Annotated in this window: 17 protein-coding genes; 14 read left to right on the plus strand and 3 right to left on the minus strand. The window is 62.0% G+C overall.

The features are described from left to right. Nucleotides 1-51 precede the first annotated feature (51 nt). The 3 genes from ACO05N_RS08205 (at nucleotide 52) to ACO05N_RS08215 (ending at nucleotide 4,245) form a co-directional block, all read left to right on the plus strand. Nucleotides 52-441, plus strand: a complete 390-nt coding sequence (locus ACO05N_RS08205; protein ID WP_310037752.1) for a helix-turn-helix domain-containing protein — start codon at nucleotides 52-54, stop codon at nucleotides 439-441. A 211-nt stretch (nucleotides 442-652) separates the two neighbouring features. After that, nucleotides 653-2,590 (plus strand): ATP-dependent nuclease, encoded by a 1,938-nt coding sequence (locus ACO05N_RS08210; RefSeq protein WP_422056635.1) that lies wholly within the window; start codon nucleotides 653-655, stop codon nucleotides 2,588-2,590. Beyond that, complete coding sequence (locus tag ACO05N_RS08215; protein WP_310037748.1) at nucleotides 2,587-4,245, plus strand: ATP-dependent helicase; 1,659 nt, start codon at nucleotides 2,587-2,589, stop codon at nucleotides 4,243-4,245. The genes ACO05N_RS08210 and ACO05N_RS08215 overlap by 4 nt, the downstream gene beginning before the upstream one ends. Nucleotides 4,246-4,394: 149 nt before the next feature. Here ACO05N_RS08215 and ACO05N_RS08220 read toward each other — a convergent pair whose 3' ends face one another. From ACO05N_RS08220 to ACO05N_RS08230, 3 genes are read right to left on the minus strand one after another with little or no spacing between them, the layout of a single operon-like run. Beyond that, nucleotides 4,395-5,042 carry a hypothetical protein gene (locus tag ACO05N_RS08220; protein ID WP_310037746.1) on the minus strand — a complete coding sequence of 216 codons (648 nt, stop codon included), beginning with the start codon at nucleotides 5,040-5,042 and terminating at the stop codon, nucleotides 4,395-4,397. After that, nucleotides 5,042-8,182, minus strand: a complete 3,141-nt coding sequence (locus ACO05N_RS08225) for an HsdM family class I SAM-dependent methyltransferase (protein ID WP_422056636.1) — start codon at nucleotides 8,180-8,182, stop codon at nucleotides 5,042-5,044. The genes ACO05N_RS08220 and ACO05N_RS08225 overlap by 1 nt, the downstream gene beginning before the upstream one ends. Beyond that, the gene (locus ACO05N_RS08230) at nucleotides 8,179-8,679 is read right to left on the minus strand and encodes a hypothetical protein (RefSeq protein ID WP_422056637.1); all 501 of its coding nucleotides are present in this window, start codon (nucleotides 8,677-8,679) and stop codon (nucleotides 8,179-8,181) included. The genes ACO05N_RS08225 and ACO05N_RS08230 overlap by 4 nt, the downstream gene beginning before the upstream one ends. 226 nt (nucleotides 8,680-8,905) lie before the next feature. Here ACO05N_RS08230 and ACO05N_RS08235 point away from each other — a divergent pair, with 226 nt between their 5' ends. The 11 genes from ACO05N_RS08235 to trbG all read left to right on the plus strand — a co-directional run bounded on the left by ACO05N_RS08235 (nucleotide 8,906) and on the right by trbG (nucleotide 20,300). Next, the gene (locus ACO05N_RS08235; RefSeq protein ID WP_310037739.1) at nucleotides 8,906-9,814 is read left to right on the plus strand and encodes a HEPN domain-containing protein; all 909 of its coding nucleotides are present in this window, start codon (nucleotides 8,906-8,908) and stop codon (nucleotides 9,812-9,814) included. Between the two features lie 161 nt (nucleotides 9,815-9,975). Then, nucleotides 9,976-12,000, plus strand: a complete 2,025-nt coding sequence (locus tag ACO05N_RS08240) for a conjugal transfer protein TraG (protein ID WP_422056638.1) — start codon at nucleotides 9,976-9,978, stop codon at nucleotides 11,998-12,000. A gap of 7 nt (nucleotides 12,001-12,007) precedes the next feature. After that, nucleotides 12,008-12,412, plus strand: coding sequence for a CopG family transcriptional regulator (locus ACO05N_RS08245; protein WP_422056639.1), 405 nt, complete (start codon nucleotides 12,008-12,010; stop codon nucleotides 12,410-12,412). Further along, nucleotides 12,412-13,410, plus strand: coding sequence for a P-type conjugative transfer ATPase TrbB (gene trbB / locus ACO05N_RS08250; RefSeq protein WP_422056640.1), 999 nt, complete (start codon nucleotides 12,412-12,414; stop codon nucleotides 13,408-13,410). Before ACO05N_RS08245 ends, trbB begins: the two co-directional genes overlap by 1 nt. 1 nt (nucleotide 13,411) lies before the next feature. Then, entirely contained in the window at nucleotides 13,412-13,747 is a 336-nt protein-coding gene (locus ACO05N_RS08255; RefSeq protein WP_310037729.1) for a TrbC/VirB2 family protein, read from the plus strand. After that, nucleotides 13,744-14,019 (plus strand): VirB3 family type IV secretion system protein, encoded by a 276-nt coding sequence (locus ACO05N_RS08260; protein WP_310037728.1) that lies wholly within the window; start codon nucleotides 13,744-13,746, stop codon nucleotides 14,017-14,019. Before ACO05N_RS08255 ends, ACO05N_RS08260 begins: the two co-directional genes overlap by 4 nt. Then, the gene (trbE, locus tag ACO05N_RS08265) at nucleotides 14,013-16,463 is read left to right on the plus strand and encodes a conjugal transfer protein TrbE (RefSeq protein WP_310037727.1); all 2,451 of its coding nucleotides are present in this window, start codon (nucleotides 14,013-14,015) and stop codon (nucleotides 16,461-16,463) included. Before ACO05N_RS08260 ends, trbE begins: the two co-directional genes overlap by 7 nt. Further along, nucleotides 16,463-17,209, plus strand: a complete 747-nt coding sequence (trbJ, locus tag ACO05N_RS08270; RefSeq protein WP_310037726.1) for a P-type conjugative transfer protein TrbJ — start codon at nucleotides 16,463-16,465, stop codon at nucleotides 17,207-17,209. The genes trbE and trbJ overlap by 1 nt, the downstream gene beginning before the upstream one ends. A gap of 129 nt (nucleotides 17,210-17,338) precedes the next feature. Continuing rightward, nucleotides 17,339-18,643: a P-type conjugative transfer protein TrbL gene (gene trbL / locus ACO05N_RS08275; protein WP_422056641.1), complete on the plus strand. Its 1,305-nt coding sequence runs from the start codon at nucleotides 17,339-17,341 to the stop codon at nucleotides 18,641-18,643. Further along, nucleotides 18,643-19,449 carry a conjugal transfer protein TrbF gene (trbF, locus tag ACO05N_RS08280; RefSeq protein WP_422056642.1) on the plus strand — a complete coding sequence of 269 codons (807 nt, stop codon included), beginning with the start codon at nucleotides 18,643-18,645 and terminating at the stop codon, nucleotides 19,447-19,449. The genes trbL and trbF overlap by 1 nt, the downstream gene beginning before the upstream one ends. Further along, nucleotides 19,446-20,300: a P-type conjugative transfer protein TrbG gene (gene trbG, locus ACO05N_RS08285; protein ID WP_310037724.1), complete on the plus strand. Its 855-nt coding sequence runs from the start codon at nucleotides 19,446-19,448 to the stop codon at nucleotides 20,298-20,300. The genes trbF and trbG overlap by 4 nt, the downstream gene beginning before the upstream one ends. Nucleotides 20,301-20,341: the final 41 nt, after the last annotated feature.

Consider the following 20,341-nt stretch of genomic DNA (forward strand, 5'->3'; position numbering starts at 1 on the left):
ACTCGACATGACTGGCTATATGGACCCTGTAGTAACTCCAGGGTCAATGGCATGAAGATCGGTGAACTTGCGCGAGCGACCAGCACCAAGGTCGAAACAATCCGCTTTTACGAGAAAATCGGCTTGCTTCCCGCGCCCGCTCGGACTGGAGCGAATTATCGCGCCTACAATCAAAATCAACTGGCCCGTCTGTCCTTCGTGCGCCGCGCTCGCGACCTTGGATTTACGCTAGATCAGATACGCGGTTTGCTCGCTTTGTCAGATGATCGGGACCAGTCTTGCAGTGCAGTCGATACCGTGGCTCGTCAGCACGTGTCCGAAATCGACCGCAAGATCACCGATTTGCGGGCGCTCCGCCGCGAACTGCAAGAGATGCTCGATCAATGCAGCCAGGAGACGGTCTCAACATGCCGGATCATTGAGTCTTTGGCGCCACGCTGACTTGGCGTCTCGTTGAGCGAAGTGACGAACGACCGATTCGGTCGCTCCAAGCGCTCGCGGAGATACCCGACCCTGGGCGTTAGCTTGTAGAAGCTGACTCCGAAAAGCGACCGTTCCCAGAACGTCCGCGCAAGGTTATTGCCGGCAATAATTGATCGCACAGCGCAGTATGAGTCAGTGCTAAGACTGCTAACCTCCGGGGGATGGACCGATGAAGCTCGCGCATTTGCGCATCTGTAACTTCAGGTGCTTTGGAAATGTCGCTACTGAGATCGGGTTGGACGACACGACGTTCATCCTCGGACCTAACGGCACCGGCAAAACTGCGGTCCTGCAGGCGCTGGCAAGAATGTTCAGTCTCGATCCTGCGCTGCGCAAGATCAGGCATTCGGATTTTCACATTGCAACCGATGAAGCACCCGATGCCGCGCCGGAAGAGCGCAGGCTCTGGATCGAAGCCGATTTCGACTTTCCCGAACTCGAACTGGACGACGAAGACGCCATGCCCGCCGTGCCGGGCAATTTCGCGCACATGCTGATGGTGGACGATGATGAGGCCGTGCGCGTCCGTTTCCGTCTGGCTGCGACGCTCGATCAGGATGGCGATATTGAGGAAACCTTCACCTATGTGACCAAAACCGACGATGCAGGGGTGCCGACCGAGGAAAGCCGCGCATCCAAGCAAGATCGCAATGCCATTCAGGTGCACTATCTGCCCGCTCGGCGCGATCCTTCCGATCATATCTCCTACTCGTCCAATGCGCTGTTGGGCCGGGCATTGCGGGCGGCGGACTGGAGCAGTGAACGTGCGGCAATCGGCGATCTCACCGCGCAGATCACCGCAGCGCTGACCGGCAACGCCGCCATCGAAAGCATTGGCGAATCCCTGACCACGATCTGGAGCCAACTGCACAAAGGCCAGTTCTTCGCCGACCCCGGGGTTTCCTTCGAGCAGAGCGAGATCGATACGCTGCTTCGCCATTTGAGCCTGACGTTCACGCCCGGACACGGTGAACCTCTCGTTGATTTTTCGCGGTTGAGCGACGGTCAGCAGTCGCTGCTCTACATCTCGCTGGTACTCGCCATGCGCGAGATCAGCGACAAGGTGCTAGCAGGCGAGCTGAGCGCGTTCGATATCGATAAGCTCCGGCCTGCAATCTTCACTCTGATTGCGGTCGAAGAGCCGGAGAACAGCCTGTCGCCACATTATCTGGGACGCATCGTGCGTGCCGTTTCCGAATTCGCCAAAGGTCAAAATACCCAAGCGCTCGTGGCAACGCACGCGCCGTCGCTTCTGCGGCGGGTTGCGCCCGAGACCATTCGTTATCTGCGGCTCGACGGCAACCGCCGCACGGTCGTTACGCGTGTCGTGCTTCCTCAAAATGCGGACGCCGCCAAATATGTGCGCGAAGGCGTACAAGCCTTTCCGGAGCTGTATTTCTCGCGGTTCGTGATCCTGGGTGAAGGCGACAGCGAGGAGGTCGTTCTGCCGCGGCTGCTCGGCGCGCGCGGGATTCTTACCGATGACGCGTCGATTTCGATCGTTCCCCTGGGCGGTCGGCACGTCAATCATTTCTGGCGGTTGCTGCACGCGCTCGGCATTCCGCACGCGACACTGCTCGACCTTGACCTTGCTCGCTATCAAGGGGGCTGGGGCCGGATCAAATATGCCGCGAAGCAACGCCTCAAATACGGCGATATCGAAAACGCCGGCATCGACGACGACGATATCGCGGGCATTCCGGCCTGGGACAGCGATCTGGGATTGCTGGACGATGACGATGACTGGATCGAGTATTTCGCAGATCGGGGAATCTTCTTCTCTTCTCCGCTTGATCTCGACTTCATGATGATCGAAGCGTTTGGCGAAGTGTACAAGATTGACGACGACGAGCGCGAGGAACCGGACGAAAGCACGCTCAAGGCGGTTCTTGGCAAGAAGCACGACACAGTTGATGGCCAGTACTCCGACGAGCAGCTGGAGCTGTTCGATGCCTATCACCGCAGGTTCAAGATCGGCAGCAAGCCGGCTTGGCACATCCGGGCGATGGCGGCGCTCGATGATGCGGAACTAGCGGCCGACATGCCAGCAGTTATGACAGCGCTGATCGACTATGTTGAAACCGCACTGGAAGGCCTGCCAGAATGATCTCGGCCGAGCGATGGTCTCCTGCCGACGGCTTGACGCTCGAGCCGAATGCGATGGCTGCCGCTACGGAGATCGCACGCAATCTGGCGCTGACCGCAGGTCCGGGTGCCGGCAAGACCGAAATGCTCGCGCAACGTGCGGACTTCCTGCTTCGGACCGGCACTTGCCGCTATCCGCGGCGGATCCTCGCCATCTCCTTCAAGACCGATGCCAGCCAGAACTTAAAGGCGCGCGTCCGCAAACGCTGTGGACCCGAACTGGCGGCGCGCTTCGACAGCCACACCTTTCATGCATTTGCGAAGCGGATCATCGATCGCTTTCGCCCCGTGCTCACCGGACGGGATGCCCTGGGCCCGGACTATTCGATCGGTACACGTCGGGTGCAGCGCCAGTCCATCACCTTCGCCGACATGGTGCCGCTCGCCCATACGATCATCGAAGCCAGCCTCATTGCGCGCAACGCAGTGCGTCAGACCTACACCCATATCTTTCTCGATGAATTCCAAGACTGCACGGCCGAGCAATATCGCCTGATTCTCGCTTGCTTCGGGGGCACCTCGGCGATTCTGACAGCGGTGGGCGATACCAAGCAAAGCATCATGGGCTGGGCCGGCGCGCTTGAGGGTATCTTCCAGACCTTTGCCGATGAGTTCGATGCGCTGCCGCGCAATCTCTACCAAAATTTCCGATCCGCACCGCGGCTACGCCGCATGCAGAATGCGATGGTCAAAGTGATGGATCCACCCGCCGCGCTCGACGATGCGGATATCCTCGGCGAGGAGGGCGAGATCGCTATTCTTCGTTTCGACGATGATGAAGAAGAAGCTGCCAGCCTGACGGGGCAAATCCGCGACCTGATCGACGATGGCGTCCGACCCTCTGAAATCGCTATTCTCGTCAGCAAGCAGCAGAACCTCTATTGCCAGCGCCTTACGGCCGCATTCGAGGCCGCCGAAATCCCGTTTCGTGAGGAAGACAAGGAACAGGATCTGGCCTCCGAGCCGGTCGCCTGCCTCCTCATCGACTTTCTTCTAGTCGCCAGCGGTTCGCGGCAACCCGCTGCCTATCGTCGATTGTTGGACATCGTCGTGTTCAACCATGGCTATGACGAGGAACGCGAATATCAGCTGCGCTCACGCTGGGATCGCTTCGTTACAGAAACTAGGCGGCAGATCGCGTCGGCAGAGATCAATCTAGGCCATATCAACGACCTGCAAGCCGTTGCCACGGCGCTGGTAGGCGCAGTTGGGCGGGACAATCTCATCGCGCTTTCGCCTGACTACGGGCATGGGGGCCGCCTCGATCAACTGATAGAACAGGCACTCGAACGCGCGCATCTGTTGCTGCAAAGCAACGCGGACCCCGCGACGGCCTTGGCGTCCTTTTCTGGCGACAGCGCGGTCCGCATCATGTCGGTACATAAGAGTAAGGGTTTGGAGTTTGATACAGTTGTCATTCTTGGGGTCGAGAAAGAGACTTTCTGGGGCGAATCATCGGCGGAACGCGCTGCCTATTTTGTCGGGATTTCCCGCGCTAAACAAAGGCTTTGGCTAACCACGTGTCACTGTCGCCATCGCCCGGATGGCGCTAAGCGCTGGGATGTCGAGCGTCGGGAGCACGACGAATTTCTTGGCTACGCGCTTGATGGCGATTGAGCCGAACTTATGCAGCAATCAGCAAAACTCGACATCGGCGTGATTGTGTCAAGCTCGGTGAGCTCTTGGAGTTCTCGCAGGTACCTGACGAGACCCCGCTGTGCCAGTTTTTAAACCAGTCGGGCAGCCGTGCTGGCGCGCATGTACGATCAACCAAAGGGATCAAGCGCGTGCGAAAGCAAAGCGTGACGCACTTCGATGTTCTTCGTTCCGGCGCGGCTATGGGTCGTACTGAACCGGTTGATTCGATGCACCGGGACCATAGGAACCGGACCACCTAGAATATTTAGCGCAGCGTGAGACGCGATCGCATTTGCCAATCGCTCCATTGAGAAACCGAGATCGCCGTCCAACACATAACCGAGCATGCAACCGACCTCCAACCCTTCGGCATATTGCTCGGTGATGAAGCGCATCATTCCGTCGGTGACGTAAGGGCCGGCCAGTGATTGTCTGCCACCGCTGTAGATCACATTTAGGCGTTTGCATTCGTAGGCGAGGTAGCGCGTGCGATCCCAGTCGAGAATGACAGCGAGGTCGATCTGACCTTTGCTGTATTGGGCGCCTGTCGGATGGGTGCCGGTCGGTTCGAACTGAAATTCTATCCAGTGACAAAGCCGACGAACCACAGGATCCTTGCCCAGCAAAGAGACGAGATTGATTGTGATTGTGTCTTCGTCCGGTTGTCCGGGCAGAAGATCGAGGAGCGTGGGCCATACCGCCGCGATACGGTCGAGAATGCGATCATCGAGCGAGGCAAAACGCGCTGCCCATTTCTCAGAGTCGCCCAGCAGCATCAGGCGCCGGCAGTCTGTCTTTGGATGGTGATCGCGTCCTGAAGATCCATCGCGATGGAATCCGCGTCGGCAAGTGCGGCAGCCCGAAGCCAGAACCGCATTTGCATCGGCTTGATCAGATAGAGACTGTCGCCGACGAAGACCCGGAGATCGGGGATCAACTGGAAATTACCGTCCAGCGGCTGATTGATGTGCTCCGCCAGATAACCCAGCACATCGTTCAGAGAAGCGCTGTCATCCTCGGAATAGCTGCTCTCATGCTCGAGCGTGATCCGCAATATTGCGAGGTCGACGCTCCTGGCGACCAACTTCGTGCCTACCGATCCGCCATCAAGGAGCCATCCCCGCAGACTCTCGGCCAAGGTTTCGGCATATGCCCGCCGCTGATCTTCGAGCGGCGGCTTCCAAAGATCCGGACTTGCACCTTCGTGCGGCTGGATCGCGGGAATGATTGTATCGACCGCATCGTCGATCAGAACGATCTCGTCGTCCGAAAGGCAGAAATAATCATAGGTTAAGCGGTCGATCGCGCCGAGATACGCATCGTCTCCGCCACCGAGCGTGAAAGGTTGGCGCGAGGCATCCATCGCCGCGTCGATCACCGCGACCAGCGCGTCCGAGGCGCGGGCCGCTCGATCGGGATCCGGCAGCTCCGCGAGTTTCGGGAAGGGCAGGCGTCGCAGCTCGGCCTGCTTCACTTCCGGCCGGTCCGATCCGAACGATGCCGTGCCATGGAATGCGTACCAGACGGAAAGTCGGCTGTTCAGGATAGCAGTGAGCAATTTTGCCCGCCGCTCCTCGCCGGACGGAACAATGATCGCCTGTAGAATGTCCTGGAACGTCAACGGACTTTGACAATAGGCGGCGCGCAACCTGGTTTGGGAGGTTTCGACCCCGCGCGGGACAAGGATGCGAACCCCCGCAAAGCCCGGCTCGAAACCCCTTCTGCGCACAAGGTTGCTGATAGCAGGGTGCAGGCCATCATCGGCTTGTGCCAGTCTGCGAAAAGCACCGATCGGGAGGTCGGGGTATGTGCCGACATACTGGCTAACCTGAGGCTTGACCGGTTTGCTCCCCGTTTCGTCCTCCTCGGCACCGGCGTAGCCAGCAGTTTCAGCATCGTCATCGTCATTGCTTGCGAATGGCTGGTAGCCTTGCCCGATGACCCAGTGCCCAGTCGGGTCCTGCCGCCGCCGGCTGAACGACCCAAAGTCAGCGACAAGGTCGCCGATTTTTGACAACCGGGCGAGATAGCCGAACAGTTTGGCGTCCGGTTCCCGCATCCAGAGGCGTTGCTTGAATGCTAACGGGTTATCGAGAACGGCCTCCACGGACATCGCCATCTTGTCGGCGCTGCTGAGTGTGATCACCCGTTTGATCCGCAGGTTCAGATCGGCTTTCGGTGCCCAATAATCGAACGTGTAGGGAAAATGCTCCACTGAACCGGCACCATAAATGACAAGTGCTGCGGGACGATGGGCATGTTCGAAGAGCTGGAAGCGCAGGTCGGCGAAGTTAATAATCCGCCGGATGTGGCACGCGCGCATAAATTGGTTTCGCGCGGCGACGGTCTTCGCCGAATGGTTATGCAGGAAGCCCATCGACGGAAGAAGAAAAGCAACGACGCCGCCTGCGGCGAGATGTCGACCAGCCTTCCAGGTGAAGGCCCAGGCGTCCTCCTTGCCGGGCATTGGGAGCGCTGCATCTTTACTCCACCGAACCGACGACCGGTCGGGTCCCCGCCGACTCGTCCACGGCGGATTGCCGATGATGAGATCGAATCCCTGTTCGGTTTCGGGCACCGCGAAAAAGTCCCGACAGATTAGGCTGTGGCCCCACAGCTCCGGTAAGACCTTCCCCCGGCTGATCAGCCGTCGGATGTCACGGGGCGATACTTCCTCGAGCAATGCGACATAGAGGGAGAACACCGCCACGCGCACCGCGCTGCCATTGATATCCCAGCCATGGACACGGCGCAGTATCCCGAGGAGCTGGTCCCAGGCGATCTCGCCATCGTTCGAACGGCTTCTCCAGTGTTCGCAGAGCCGCTGGAAGGACCGGACCAGAAAAACTCCCGACCCGCATGCGGGATCGAGGAAGCGGCCTTCGTCGCGCACTGCGGGGCTCAGCATGTCCCAGACCTGCGATACTACGGTATCGGCCAGGAACATGGGGGTATAAAAGGCGCCGGTCGCCCGACGCTCCGCCTCTTTTTCTCCTAGAAAGCGATCATAAACCGCACTGACGAGTTCGACGGGGATATATCGGAAATCATAGCCCCAGAACCGGTGCTGCCCGTAAGCCATCTCTTCGCGACCCAAGCGGAACGAGGCGAGGATATCAAGATGGCTTCCCCTGATCTCCGGCGCTTGTACCTGCGGCTCGAACGAGCAGGGCGCGACAAAGATATCGCCGTTGAAGTCGGCCTTGAGCGTCGCGAATAGCGCCTGAAGAAGCGACACGTCCCGCTGGCCTAGCATTTCAAGGAAGCTGTTCGCGGTTCCTGAGGATACCGTGCGGAAATATTCGGCGGAAATGATGTCACGGTCTTCGAGATAAGCGATGAACATCGCCTGGATCAGAAGCGCCTGAGCGGGGTCTGGATCGAGCCCCTCCTTGCGAAGCAGCGTGTGCGAGACCTTAAGGTTGTCGAGCAAAACCTGGTCGATGCGTTCCTTGGGCTTGAAGTATTCCGCGTGCTCGGACCACAGTCGGCCCGATTCGGCACCATCGACGATATTTCGAAGCCGCAGGGCATCCGCCGTCAGTGTCAACGTGTCGACCAAACAGCGATTCTCGAACGCCTCGTCGGCGTCTTTCAGCGGCGTGCGCGCGAGCGAGAATGCGCGCATAACCTCGCCACTGATGACCAGAAGCAGACTGATCAGTCCCTGATTCCACAATGCGCCATGGAGGTCGACGACCGCTTTGCGGTCGTAAGTGTCAGTGACCAGAATGGCGATCGTTGGCACTGTCTGGACGCAGAACACCGCCGACACCTGAAGGTCATCCAGTGCCACCCGGATCGCCGAGGCGTGTGGCGCATCAACAACAGACGCTGACGCGTCGTAGAGTTCCGGCGCCTGCCGGTTAGCGAGGCCAAGCCGCTCCTTCCATTCCGGGCTAAGCGCGAGGGTCATCGGGTCGCTACAGTGCGCGTCAGTGCAAGTGGCGGGAACAGCAATTGACTTTGATCACTCTCGCCCTGCTCGCGAAGCAGGGCACCACGCAGCTCCGCGAGCAGCGGATCGAGCGGACAGAAGATCGTCAGCTCGCCGGCTTTCCACGGCGATGGATCCCGGACGATTCGGCATTTGCGTTCCAGCAGGTCGATTGCGAAAACGCCGCCTTCCATGACGCTCCAAGGGGACGCATCGCAGATGGTGATGATGTCCGGGACAACGTCCTTCAGCGCGCTTACTCGAATGCCAGCCGTTTCGGTCAGTCGCCGGATGATGCTCGCCGCGACCAGATCACCAATTGTGAAGCATGGCGCCCGTCCAGTGCGCCCCGCATAGGACGGCAACGCGCGTTTCCAGTGGCGATAGGTTTCTAGCGAGAGGCCGACGGTGTCACGCAATTGGCCAATCGTATAATACATGGGGCTCACAACGGCCTGAGGTGGGGCCAGCCCCATGTAATGGGCGCGCTAGGCGCCGTCAACCATGTTCTCTCTGTGTTCCTGGCGAACTAGCCGCAGCGCGAATTGGCGAAAATGCAAAGGCAAATGTGCATAACTTGTGGCTTTCCTACATGCTCCGATCGGCCCGCTCCGAAAGCCGTTGGGCTTTGGAAGAGGCAATGGACGAATTATGTTGCTGCCAAGGCGGTTCGCCGCGAGAATCGTGACCGTGAGGCACGGCGTGGATCATCTGCCCTTGGTCCAGCAAGGCGAGCTGGACCGAGTGAAGCAATTGCTGATGGGCGAGTTCGCCCAAGCGACGGCGCGCGCAACTCAGCCCTGGAAGAGAAACGGGAGCATCCTCAAGGTCGTGTTGTTCGGCAGTTATGCCCGAGAGGATTGGGTCGATGAACCCCAGAATGGCTACCAGTCCGACTATGACCTGCTGATCATCGTCAGTCATCCTGATCTCACTGACATTGCCGACTACTGGTATGTCGCCGAGGACAAGATACTGCGCGACGCCGAAATCGCCCGGCCAGTGAACATCATCGTCCACACGCTGGATGAGGTGAACCAAGCGCTAAGCCGGGGCGAGTATTTCTGGGTCGATATCGTCCGCGACGGCATCGTCCTATACGAACGGCCTGGCAGTGCGTTTGCCACACCGCAACCGCTAACGATCGCTGATGCGTATGAGATGGCGAGCAAGTACCTTTCCGAATGGCTGCCCAGCACAGATAGAGCGCTGACGACGGCACACGAGCAGGCGCTTAAGGGCGCTGACGATCTCGGATGGCGCAAGGAGGCCGTGTTCTCGCTGCATCAGGCGACGGAGCGCGCCTATATCTGCTTCCTGCTTGTCCGAACCCTGTACTTCCCCCGCTCGCACAACATCAAATTCCTGCGGTCGCTGGCCGAGGACAGCGAGACACGGCTGATCGACGCATGGCCGCGCGCCACCCGGATTGACCGCCGTCGCTTCGAATTGCTCAAGCGCGCCTATGTCGAGGCTCGCTACTTGGCGAGCTTCGAGATCACCAATGACGACCTCAATGTCCTGTCCCGATCGGTCCGCACCCTTCGCGATATCGTCGAAATGGTTTCGCGCGAACGTATCGAAACGCTCCGGATAGACGCCGGTCTCTAACTGCCGAGCGATGGCTGCCGGAGAGCTTCCGGCTCCGGCACCTGACCGGAACGCACCAAGGCAAGCCCATCTGCGCCCATCAGCGCCGTTCCGTTTTTGGCGTCCGTCAACGAGTCTGAATCCGCCCGAGCCGATCCTGTCCGGCGGGCGGGAGCCTCGACGTGACACCCACCAAATTGCTCATCGGCCAGATCCTTATCGTCTTCGCGATCGTCATCGCGGGCGTGTGGGCCGCAACGCAGTGGGCGGCGGCGATGCTCGCTTATCAGCCCGAACTGGGGCTGCCGTGGTTCAGGCTCGGCACCATGCCAATCTACCATCCATGGGCGCTGTTCGGCTGGTGGTATCACTATGATGCCTATGCCCCGATCGTCTTTGACAAGGCGGGTATGCTCGCCGGCGCCAGCGGGTTTATCGGCTGCGCGGCGGCGATTTTCGGATCGATATGGCGCGCGCGCCAGTCGAGCAATGTCACTACCTATGGCTCGGCGCGCTGGGCCAGCCGCCGCGAGATCGAACGCGCTGGTCTGCATTGCGACGCGGGGGTCATGCTCGGCACGCTCGGTGGCCGCTATTTGCGCCATGACGGCCCCGAGCATATCATGGCGTTCGCGCCAACCCGATCGGGCAAGGGCGTGGGCCTTGTCGTGCCCACCTTGCTGTCCTGGACCGGTTCGACCGTGGTCCACGACATTAAGGGTGAGAACTGGACGCTGACCGCCGGCTGGCGCGCACGCTTCTCGCACTGTCTGCTGTTCAACCCCACCGATGTCGCGTCAGCGCATTACAATCCGCTGCTCGAAGTGCGGCGCGGTATCGACGAAGTGCGCGACGTCCAGAACATCGCAGATATCCTGGTTGATCCCGAGGGTGCGCTGGAACGCCGCAACCATTGGGAAAAGACGAGCCATTCGCTGCTCGTCGGCGCGATTCTCCATATCCTCTACGCCGAGGAGGAAAAGACGCTCGCGCGTGTCGCGACATTCCTGTCCGACCCGCAGCGCAGCTTCGTCGCCACGCTGCGCCGGATGATGACCACCAATCATCTCGGCGACGACAAAAGCCCCAGGGTCCATCCCGTAATCGCGTCCGCCGCACGCGAACTGCTCAACAAGAGCGAGAACGAGCGTTCTGGCGTGCTCTCGACCGCCATGTCCTTCCTTGGCCTTTATCGCGATCCGACTGTTGCCGAAGTCACCTCGCGATGCGACTGGCGGATCGCCGACCTGATCGAGGCCGAGCGCCCCCTGTCGCTTTATCTCGTCATTCCGCCGTCGGACATCAGCCGCACCAAACCGCTGATCCGTCTTGTGCTCAACCAGATCGGGCGTCGGCTCACCGAGCGGCTCGATCAACCCGGCACATCCGCACGTCGGCACCAGCTCCTGATGATGCTGGACGAGTTCCCGGCATTGGGTCGTCTCGACTTCTTCGAGACCAGTCTCGCATTCATGGCTGGCTATGGCATCCGCGCTTTCCTCATTGCGCAGAGTCTGAACCAGATCGAAAAGGCATATGGCGATCACAACGCCATCCTCGACAATTGCCATGTCCGGGTTGCATTCGCGACTAACGACGAACGCACCGCCAAACGCATTTCCGACGCGCTCGGCACCGCGACCGAGCAGCCCGCCATGCGCAACTATGCAGGCCATCGCCTCGCGCCGTGGCTCGCGCACGTCATGGTCAGCCGCCAGGAAACCGCCCGGCAGCTGCTGACCCCCGGCGAGGTCATGCAGCTATCGCCCGACGAGGAACTCGTGCTCGTGTCCGGGCTCGCGCCGATCCGGGCGCGTAAACTGCGCTACTTTCGCGACCGCAACTTTGTCGCGCGCGTGACACCCGCGCCGGTGCTGGCATCGGGTGAATATTCCGATCGCCCTAAGCCGCGCGGCAATGACTGGTCCGATCAGGTGCGCGGCATCGATGCGCGACTGCACCAGGCAGAGAATGCTGCGGGCGGCGAGGACGATGGCGGTATGCAGCAGCAGCGTCATCCCGGACTTCCGGAACAAGTCTCCAGGGCAGCCGACGCCGCCGAAACACGCGATCCCCAGATCGTGCCCGACGACGACGATGTCGCCGCCGACAAGCGCGCCATGGACCAGGCGCAAGGGCAGAACGCCGTCGTCCGGAGCCATGCGATCAACGAGGGCGCGAAGCGCGACCTCATACCCGATTTCTGAGGCTGCGATGAAGATCCGTCAGAACCTCTATATCGACCGCGAACTCAGCGACGCGCTGGAAGCGCTCGCCGCCGGACCGCGCGGCAACAAGAGCCATCTCGTCAACGATGCGCTGAAGGACTGGCTCGCGCGCCAAGGGACCAAGGAGGTCGATGACCTCCTAAAGGTTCGCCTCGACCGGATATCGCGCGAACTCGCCGGCGCACGGCGCGACATCGACGTGCTGCTGGAAAGCCTGTCGCTGTTCGTCCGCTACCAGTTGATGGTGACGGCACCTTTGCCCGAAGCCGACGCCGCAGCTCGCGCCACCGGTCGCGACCGCTTCGAGGCGTTCGTCTCACAGGTCGGCCGTCAGATCGCGGGCGGCACCCGCACGCTGGCGCCTTTCCAATCCGACGGAGCATCATCGTGATGTCCGCCCAGCCTGAAAGCGTCTCCGCAGAACGCCGCCGCGCCATGCTGCGCACCGCGATGGGGCCGGCGATCGCCGCCGCGCTCGCCGACCCGCGCGTCATCGAGATCATGGTCAATCCCGACGGTGCGCTCGGCATCGACATTCTGGGCGAAGGCCGCGTCGATACCGGCGTGAAGCTCGATCCCGCCCAGGTCGAGCGGATCATCCGGCTGGTGGCGTCGCATGTCCGGTCCGAAGTGCATGGCGACAGGCCTATTGTGTCGGCTGAGCTGCCGCCGCTTGACTCAGGTGCCGGGGAGCGGTTCGAAGGAATTCTGCCGCCAGTTTCCACTGCGCCGTGCTTCTCGATCCGGAAACCTGCGGCCCGCATCTACACGCTGATGGACTATGTGACCGACGGCATCATGTCGGCGGAGGCCGCGCGCCTCTTGTCGCTTTCCGTCGTCGAGCGCAGCAACATCCTTGTCGCTGGCGGAACCAGTTCGGGCAAGACCACGCTCGCCAACGCGCTGCTCGCTGAGATGGCGCATTTGGACGAACGGGTAATCCTGATCGAGGACACCCGCGAGCTGCAATCGCCCGCGCGGGACACGATCGCGCTCAGGACCCGGGCTGGCACCGTCACCATGGGCGATCTCGTGCGCTCGACGCTGCGCCTTCGACCCGACCGCATCATCGTCGGCGAGGTACGTGGGTCCGAAGCGCTGGACATGCTCAAGGCGTGGAACACCGGTCACCCCGGCGGAATCGCGACAGTCCACGCCAACAGCGCCGCGTCCGCGCTCTACCGGATCGAACAGCTCATCCAGGAAGCTGTCGTCACCGTCCCGCGCCGCCTCGTCGCCGATGCGATCGACATGATCGTCTTCATTGCCGGCCGCGGCACCGCGCGGCGCATCGAAACGATCGCGCGCGTCGCGGGGCTCGACCCGCAGGGCGATTACGCCGTCGTCGATCTCACACCCGTCCTGACCCCTGACCTTCAAGGAGACTGACATGCGTATGCTTCATATCCCTAACCGCGACCGCATTTTGCTGACCGGCCTGGCGCTGGGTCTTTCGCTCACCTTGGCGAGTGCAGCACAGGCCGGCGGGTCCGGCATGCCTTGGGAGCAGCCGCTCCAGCAGGTTCTCGAGTCTGTCCAGGGACCGGTCGCCAAGATCGTCGCGGTGATCATCATCATCACCACCGGCCTGACGCTCGCCTTCGGCGAGTCCTCGGGCGGCTTTCGCCGGCTGATCCAGATCGTGTTCGGTCTTTCGATTGCGTTCGCGGCTTCGTCCTTCTTCCTGTCCTTCTTCAGCTTTGGCGGCGGGGCGCTCGTCGCATGAGCCCCGTGGACACCGCTCATGTTGCGGGCTTCGAGGCGCCGATCCACGCCAGCCTGGGGCAAGCGATCCTGCTTGGCGGCGCGCCGCGCGGGATCGCCATCGTCAACGGTACGGTTGCAGCGGCCGTCGGCCTGGGCCTCCAGCAATGGCCGGTCGGGATCGCGCTATGGGCAGTCGGGCACAGCATCGCGGTCTTTGCCGCGCGCCGCGATCCTGATTTCGCAGCCGTTTTGCTCCGCCACCTGCGTCAGAAGGGATATCTGGCGTGCTGAACCTCGCCGAATATCGCAGCCATGCCGACCGGCTCGCCGATCACCTGCCCTGGGCCGCGCTGGTCGCACCCGGAATCGTCCTCAACAAGGATGGCAGCCTCCAGCGCAGTTTCGCGTTTCGCGGTCCCGACCTTGAAAGCGCGACCGAGGCGGAGCTCGTCTCCGCCTGCGCGCGCGCCAACAATGTACTCAAGCGGCTCGGCTCGGGTTGGGCGCTATTCTTCGATGCCGAACGGCGCGAAGCACTGGGCTATCCCGAAAGCGTCTTTCCCGATCCTGCGTCATGGCTGATCGAGCAGGAGCGGCGTGCCAGTTTCGAGGCCCAGGGTCAGCACTTCGAGAGCCGCTTTCACGGCACGCTGGTCTGGCTGCCGGATGCCGACAGTAGCGATGCAGCAGGACGGACACTGGTCGAGCGACCCGACGACGCCAAAGGGCGAGACTGGCATGCCAGCCTCTCCGGCTTCATTGCCGAAAGCGATCGCGTGCTCGACCTTCTGTCCAGCTTCATGCCGGAGGTGCGCCCTTTAAACGACGCCGAGACGCTGACGTATCTCCACGGCACCGTTTCCAGCCGTCGTCACCCCGTCATCGTGCCGGAGACGCCGATCTATCTCGATGCGCTGCTCGTTGACACGCCGCTGACCGGCGGGCTTGAGCCCAGGCTCGGCGATCTGCACCTGCGCACCCTAACCATTCTCGGTTTTCCGAACCTCAGTCGACCCGGCATTCTCGATGCGCTCAACCATCAGGATTTCGGATACCGCTGGGTCACGCGCTTCATTGCGCTCGACAAGACCGACGCGACTAAGGCGCTGACGAAGATCCGGCGGCAATGGTTCAACAAGCGCAAGTCGATCGCCGCGCTGCTGCGCGAGGTAGTGTACAACCAGCCAGCCCAGCTTCTCGACAGCGACGCCGATAACAAGGTGGTCGATGCCGACCTTGCGCTCCAGACGCTCGGCGGCGATCACGTTGCTTTCGGATATCTGACTACGACGATCACGGTGTCGGACACCGATCGCGCTCGCGCCGAGGACAAGGTTCGCGCGGTCGAGCGGATCGTCAACGGCCTCGGCTTCACATGCCTGCGCGAAGGCGTCAACGCGGTCGAAGCGTGGCTGTCATCGCTGCCCGGTCAGGCTTACGCGAACGTGCGCCAGCCGCTGATCCATACCCTCAATCTCGCCCACCTCATGCCACTGTCGTCGGTGTGGGCAGGACCTGCTGGCAACCGCCATCTCGACGGCCCGCCATTGCTCTATGCGCAGACCAGTGGATCAACCCCTTTTCGCCTGTCGACCCATATCGGCGATGTCGGTCATATGCTCGTCGTTGGTCCTACTGGTGCTGGCAAGTCGGTGCTGCTGGCCCTGATTGCATTGCAGTTCCGGCGCTATGCCGGCTCGCAACTCTATATCTTCGACAAGGGCTATTCGGCACGCGCGGCGGTGCTGGCGATGGGCGGCGCGCATCATGCGTTGGGTCTCGGCGCGGATAGCGGCGACACCTTGGCGTTCCAGCCGCTTCGCCGCATTGATGATCCCAACGAACGGAGCTGGGCGGCAGAATGGATAGCGGCGCTGCTGGCCCACGAAAAGGTTATTGTCACCCCCGAGGTGAAGGACGCTGTGTGGTCCGCACTTTGCAGCCTCGCATCGGCACCACCTCAGGAGCGCACGCTGACCGGACTGGCCATGCTACTCCAGTCCAATGCGCTGCGCATCGCGCTGACCGCCTATACGCTCGACGGCCCCTACGGGCGTCTTCTCGACGCGGCTGAACAGCATCTCGCCTTCGCGGACATCCAGTGCTTCGAGACCGAGGCGCTGATGGGACAGGCCGGGGTGGTCGCCCCGGTGCTGACCTATCTCTTCCACCGCCTCGAAGAACGCTTCGACGGTCGGCCAACGCTGCTCGTTCTCGACGAGGCCTGGATTTTTCTCGATCATCCGCTTTTCGCCGCGCGCATCCGCGAATGGCTGAAGACCCTGCGCAAGAAAAATGTCGCGGTGCTGTTCGCAACGCAGAGCCTCGCCGATATCGCCGACAGCAGCATTGCACCAGCGATCATCGAGAGCTGCCCGCAGCGCATCTTGCTGCCCAACGACCGCGCGATCGAGCCGCAATCGCGGGCCGCCTATGAACGTTTCGGACTCAATGACCGGCAAATCGAGCTGGTCAGCCGCGCGACCCCGAAGCGGCAATATTACCTTCAATCGGCGCGCGGCAATCGGTTGTTCGAGCTCGGCCTCGGGCCAATCGCGCTTGCGCTGTGCGGTGCGTCCGATCCCGTAACCCAGGCGCGCATCGACGCGCTGCTGGCGGAGCATGGTCCCGAGAATTTCGCGGCCCGCTTCCTTGAGCAAGCCGGTCTCGAATGGGCCGGCGATCTCCTCGCCGATTTTCCGAATTTCACGCCTACCCAAGAAGGAGAAGTGTAATGCGTATTGTCACCCGCAAAGTCCTGATCGCGTCCGCGCTCAGCATCGGAACCGCCGGTTCGCTGGCCATGGGGCTCGTCACTGCGAGCACCCCGGCACGCGCGCAAATCAGCGTATTCGACCCGACCAACTACAGCCAGAACCTGCTCACCGCGGCGCGCACGCTCACCCAGATCAACAATCAGATTCAGTCCCTCCAGAACGAGGCGACGATGTTGATCAATCAAGCGAAGAACCTCAGCCGGATCGACTTCCCGCAACTCCAGCAGCTCAACCAGAACTTGGCTGCGATCGACCGGCTGATGGGACAGGCGCAAGGGATCGATTTCAGGGTCGATGGCCTGGACCAGCAGTTCAGCCGGTTGTTTCCCAGGGACTTCAATCAGGCACTGACCACCAACAAACAGGTGGTCGCTGCCAAAGCGCGGCTCGATGCCGCAATGTCGGGCTTCCGGCAGGCGATGGGCGTGCAATCCCAAATCGTCACCAACGTGCAGGCTGATGCCGGGACGCTCAGCGAGATCGTTGCGAGGAGCCAGGGCGCGGAGGGCGGCTTGCAGGCCCAACAGGCCACGAACCAGCTACTGGCGCTCACCGCCAAGCAGCAGTTCCAGATCCAGAAGATGATGGCGGCGCAATACCGCGCCGAAGCGACCGAAGCCGCGCGCCGCGCGCAGGCCGAGGCCGAAGGGCGGGAACGTACCCGGAAGTTCCTGGGCACCGGTCAGGCCTACACGCGCGAATAGGCGCGGCGACGAGCTGAGGCGGCGCAGTCCAGCTCCCTGATCGCGCCGCCTCGTCGCGGAGTCCGTTTGCCTCGCCCCCGGGTGGCGGACTCCGCGACACCTCTTACTCAAGTCGAAAGCTGCCGAACCGTGCAAGATCTCAATGTCATCGACCGCTTCATGCAGGCCTTTATCCGCTATATCGACAGCGGATTCGGGCTGCTCGGTAATGACGTCGGATTTCTCACCGCGACGCTGATCGGGATCGACATCACGCTCGCCGGCCTGTTCTGGGCAATGGGTGGCGACGACAACGTCCTTGGCCGGTTCCTCAAGAAAATCCTCTACATCGGTGCGTTCGCGTTCATCCTGAACAGCTTCTCGACGCTTGCCGACATCATCTTCAAGTCGTTCGCCCAGGCCGGACTAACTGCTGGCGGCGGCACGCTGTCGGCTGACGACCTGCTTCGCCCCGGACAAGTTGCATCGACCGGCTTCAGCGCCGCCTGGCCCCTGCTTGAGCAGGCCTCGAGCATGATGGGCTTTATCAGCTTCTTCGAGAACTTCCTGACGATCATGGTCCTGCTGTTTGCCTGGGCGATCGTCATCCTCGCCTTCTTCATCCTTGCCGTGCAAATGTTCGTGACCATCATCGAGTTCAAGCTGACGAGCCTCGCTGGCTTCATCCTCGTGCCGTTCGCGCTGTGGAACCGAACCAGCTTCCTTGCCGAGCGCGTGCTTGGCAATGTGGTCAGCTCGGGCATCAAGGTGATGGTGCTCGCGGTCATCGTCGGCATCGGCTCGAACTTCTTCGCCGAGTTTACCACCTCGATGCAAGGACAAGAGCCCGATCTCGGTGCCGCGATGAGCCTCGCGCTCGGCGCGCTTTCGCTTTTCGGCCTCGGCATCTTCGGCCCCGGCATCGCTTCCGGTTTGGTAGCGGGCGCGCCGCAGCTGGGTGCAGGCGCTGCGCTCGGTACGGCCGCCGGCGCGGCGGGGGTGACCATGCTTGCCGGCGGTGCGACGATGGGCGCGGCCAGCGCGATCGGGGGCGGTGCGCTAGGCGCGGTCCGCGCCGGGACGTCGATGGGATCGGCTGCATCGACCGCTTACACGCTCGGGAAAGAGGCTGGCCCGGCACCGACGATGTCCGCCGGTCTTGGCGGTGTCGCCCGCGCGGCAGGCAACGCCGCCCGCGATCGCGCGTCGAGCGCGCTCAGGCTTGGCGAAGCCGCATCGAGCGGCCGCACGGCTGCCTGGAACGCGCTCAATCGGTCCGGCGCAGGTGAGCCTGCCTCCTCAGCGGCTGTCGGCGAAGGAGCGCCCAAATGGGCTCAATCGATGCGCGCGCAGCAAAACGCTCGTCATCACCGTCAGATCGCGCTGCACTCGATTCAGCAGGGCGATCGTGGCGGTGCCTCCGCTCACCCCGACATCAAGGAAAGGGACGACTGATGATCTTCAAGCGCGCCGTCCAGCGCTACGGACGGACACCCCAGCCCGAAACGCCATACCAACGTGCCAGTCAGCTTTGGGACGAGCGGATTGGCTCGGCCCGGGTTCAGGCCCGAAACTGGCGGCTGATGGCGTTCGGGACGTTGACGCTCACCTGCGCCATGTCTGCCGCACTCATCTGGCAGTCACTCCAGAGCAGGGTCACGCCCTATGTGGTCGAGGTCGATCGTCTTGGCGAGGCACGGGCGGTCACCGAGGCCGAGGCCGGATACAAGCCCACAGACCCACAGATCGCCTGGCATCTGGCGAAGTTCATCGAGAACGTTCGCGCTGTTTCGCTCGACCCGGTGCTGATGCGCCGCGACTGGCTATCGGCCTATGCCTTCGCGACCGAGCGCGGCGCGCGATCCCTCGACGACTATGCAAGGGCTGCGGACCCGTTCGCCCGGATCGGCGAGCGAACCGTGGCGGTGCAGGTGACTAGTGTCGTCCGTGCCTCGGAGCGATCGTTTCAGGTGAAATGGACCGAAACGCCCTACGAGCGCGGGAGTGCGGGGGGATCGTCGACCTGGACGGGAATTCTGACGATCGTGACCAAGCCACCCGTATCGGCGGACACGCTTCGCAAGAATCCGCTCGGCATCTACGTCGATGCGATCGACTGGAGTCGCGAAATCGAGCCGGCAACGGCCACCGCCCCGGCGCGCACGCCGCTGCCTCCGTCCTCAGACAACCAGCCGCTGGGCTCGCCGCTCGATCCCAACCTTGCCGCACAACCGACCCCCAATCCGGAGACACAGCCATGATCCGCTACCTTGCAGTGCCATCCCTGCTGGTGCTTGCCCTTCCGCCAGCAGCGCATGCGGCCGGGGCTTCACCATCTCAAAGTGGCCCGACGCAACGGACGGTCGCATCCGCCAATCGCCTTGCAACCATCGAGCCCGCTGCGAATGGTTTCCTGCATGCCGTTCAGGTCTATCCCTTTGCGGAAGGGGCAATCTATCGCGTGATGACCGCGCCCGGGCGGGTAACCGACATCGCGCTCCAGCCAGGCGAAACGCTCGTGGCGGTAGCCAGCGGCGACACGGCTCGCTGGGTTATCGGCGATACGACCAGCGGATCGGGCACCGCGAAGCGTACGCATGTGTTGGTCAAACCATTCAGCGCTGGGCTGTCGACCAACCTTGTGATCACCACAGACCGCCGCAGCTATCATATTGCGCTCACCAGCGTCGCGAAGGCGGCGATGGCTGCGCTCTCATGGACCTATCCGCAGGATGCGCTGATCGCCCTCAAACGCGCGGCCACGGCCGCCGAGGCAATGGCCCCGGTGGCCGCCGGCATCGAGGTAGAAACTCTTCATTTCAACTACGCCGTATCGGGCGATCGTCCCTCCTGGCGACCGCTACGCGCGTTCGACGATGGCAGGCAGACATTCATCGAGTTTCCCGCGTCGCTCGCTGTCGGGGAGGCTCCCCCGATCTTTCTGATGGACGCAAAGGGAGAGGCCCAGTTGGTCAACTATCGGGTGAAGGGCCGTTTCTACGTGGTCGATCGGATCTTCGATGCTGCGGAGCTTCGGCTCGGCACGAAGAATCAGCAAGTCGTCCGCATCAGCCGGCTGGCGGCTGGCGCCAAGACACGGAGGGGATCATGACCGACGGGAATGATCGGCCCGCGATTGATGTCCCGGCAGCG

Source organism: Sphingomonas sp., assembly GCF_965227385.1.
In the GTDB taxonomy this organism is placed as follows: Bacteria; Pseudomonadota; Alphaproteobacteria; order Sphingomonadales; family Sphingomonadaceae; genus Sphingomonas.

Bases quoted from the DNA above. Each gene is read 5' to 3' on its own strand.
- trbG (WP_310037724.1), top strand. From the start codon at position 19,446: ATGATCCGCTACCTTGCAGTGCCATCCCTGCTGGTGCTTGCCCTTCCG.
- ACO05N_RS08215 (WP_310037748.1), top strand. From the start codon at position 2,587: ATGATCTCGGCCGAGCGATGGTCTCCTGCCGACGGCTTGACGCTCGAG.
- trbF (WP_422056642.1), top strand. From the start codon at position 18,643: ATGATCTTCAAGCGCGCCGTCCAGCGCTACGGACGGACACCCCAGCCC.
- ACO05N_RS08260 (WP_310037728.1), top strand. From the start codon at position 13,744: ATGAGCCCCGTGGACACCGCTCATGTTGCGGGCTTCGAGGCGCCGATC.
- trbJ (WP_310037726.1), top strand. From the start codon at position 16,463: ATGCGTATTGTCACCCGCAAAGTCCTGATCGCGTCCGCGCTCAGCATC.
- ACO05N_RS08230 (WP_422056637.1), bottom strand. From the start codon at position 8,679: ATGGGGCTGGCCCCACCTCAGGCCGTTGTGAGCCCCATGTATTATACG.
- ACO05N_RS08255 (WP_310037729.1), top strand. From the start codon at position 13,412: ATGCGTATGCTTCATATCCCTAACCGCGACCGCATTTTGCTGACCGGC.
- ACO05N_RS08225 (WP_422056636.1), bottom strand. From the start codon at position 8,182: ATGACCCTCGCGCTTAGCCCGGAATGGAAGGAGCGGCTTGGCCTCGCT.
- trbB (WP_422056640.1), top strand. From the start codon at position 12,412: ATGTCCGCCCAGCCTGAAAGCGTCTCCGCAGAACGCCGCCGCGCCATG.
- ACO05N_RS08220 (WP_310037746.1), bottom strand. From the start codon at position 5,042: ATGCTGCTGGGCGACTCTGAGAAATGGGCAGCGCGTTTTGCCTCGCTC.
- ACO05N_RS08210 (WP_422056635.1), top strand. From the start codon at position 653: ATGAAGCTCGCGCATTTGCGCATCTGTAACTTCAGGTGCTTTGGAAAT.
- ACO05N_RS08205 (WP_310037752.1), top strand. From the start codon at position 52: ATGAAGATCGGTGAACTTGCGCGAGCGACCAGCACCAAGGTCGAAACA.
- ACO05N_RS08245 (WP_422056639.1), top strand. From the start codon at position 12,008: ATGAAGATCCGTCAGAACCTCTATATCGACCGCGAACTCAGCGACGCG.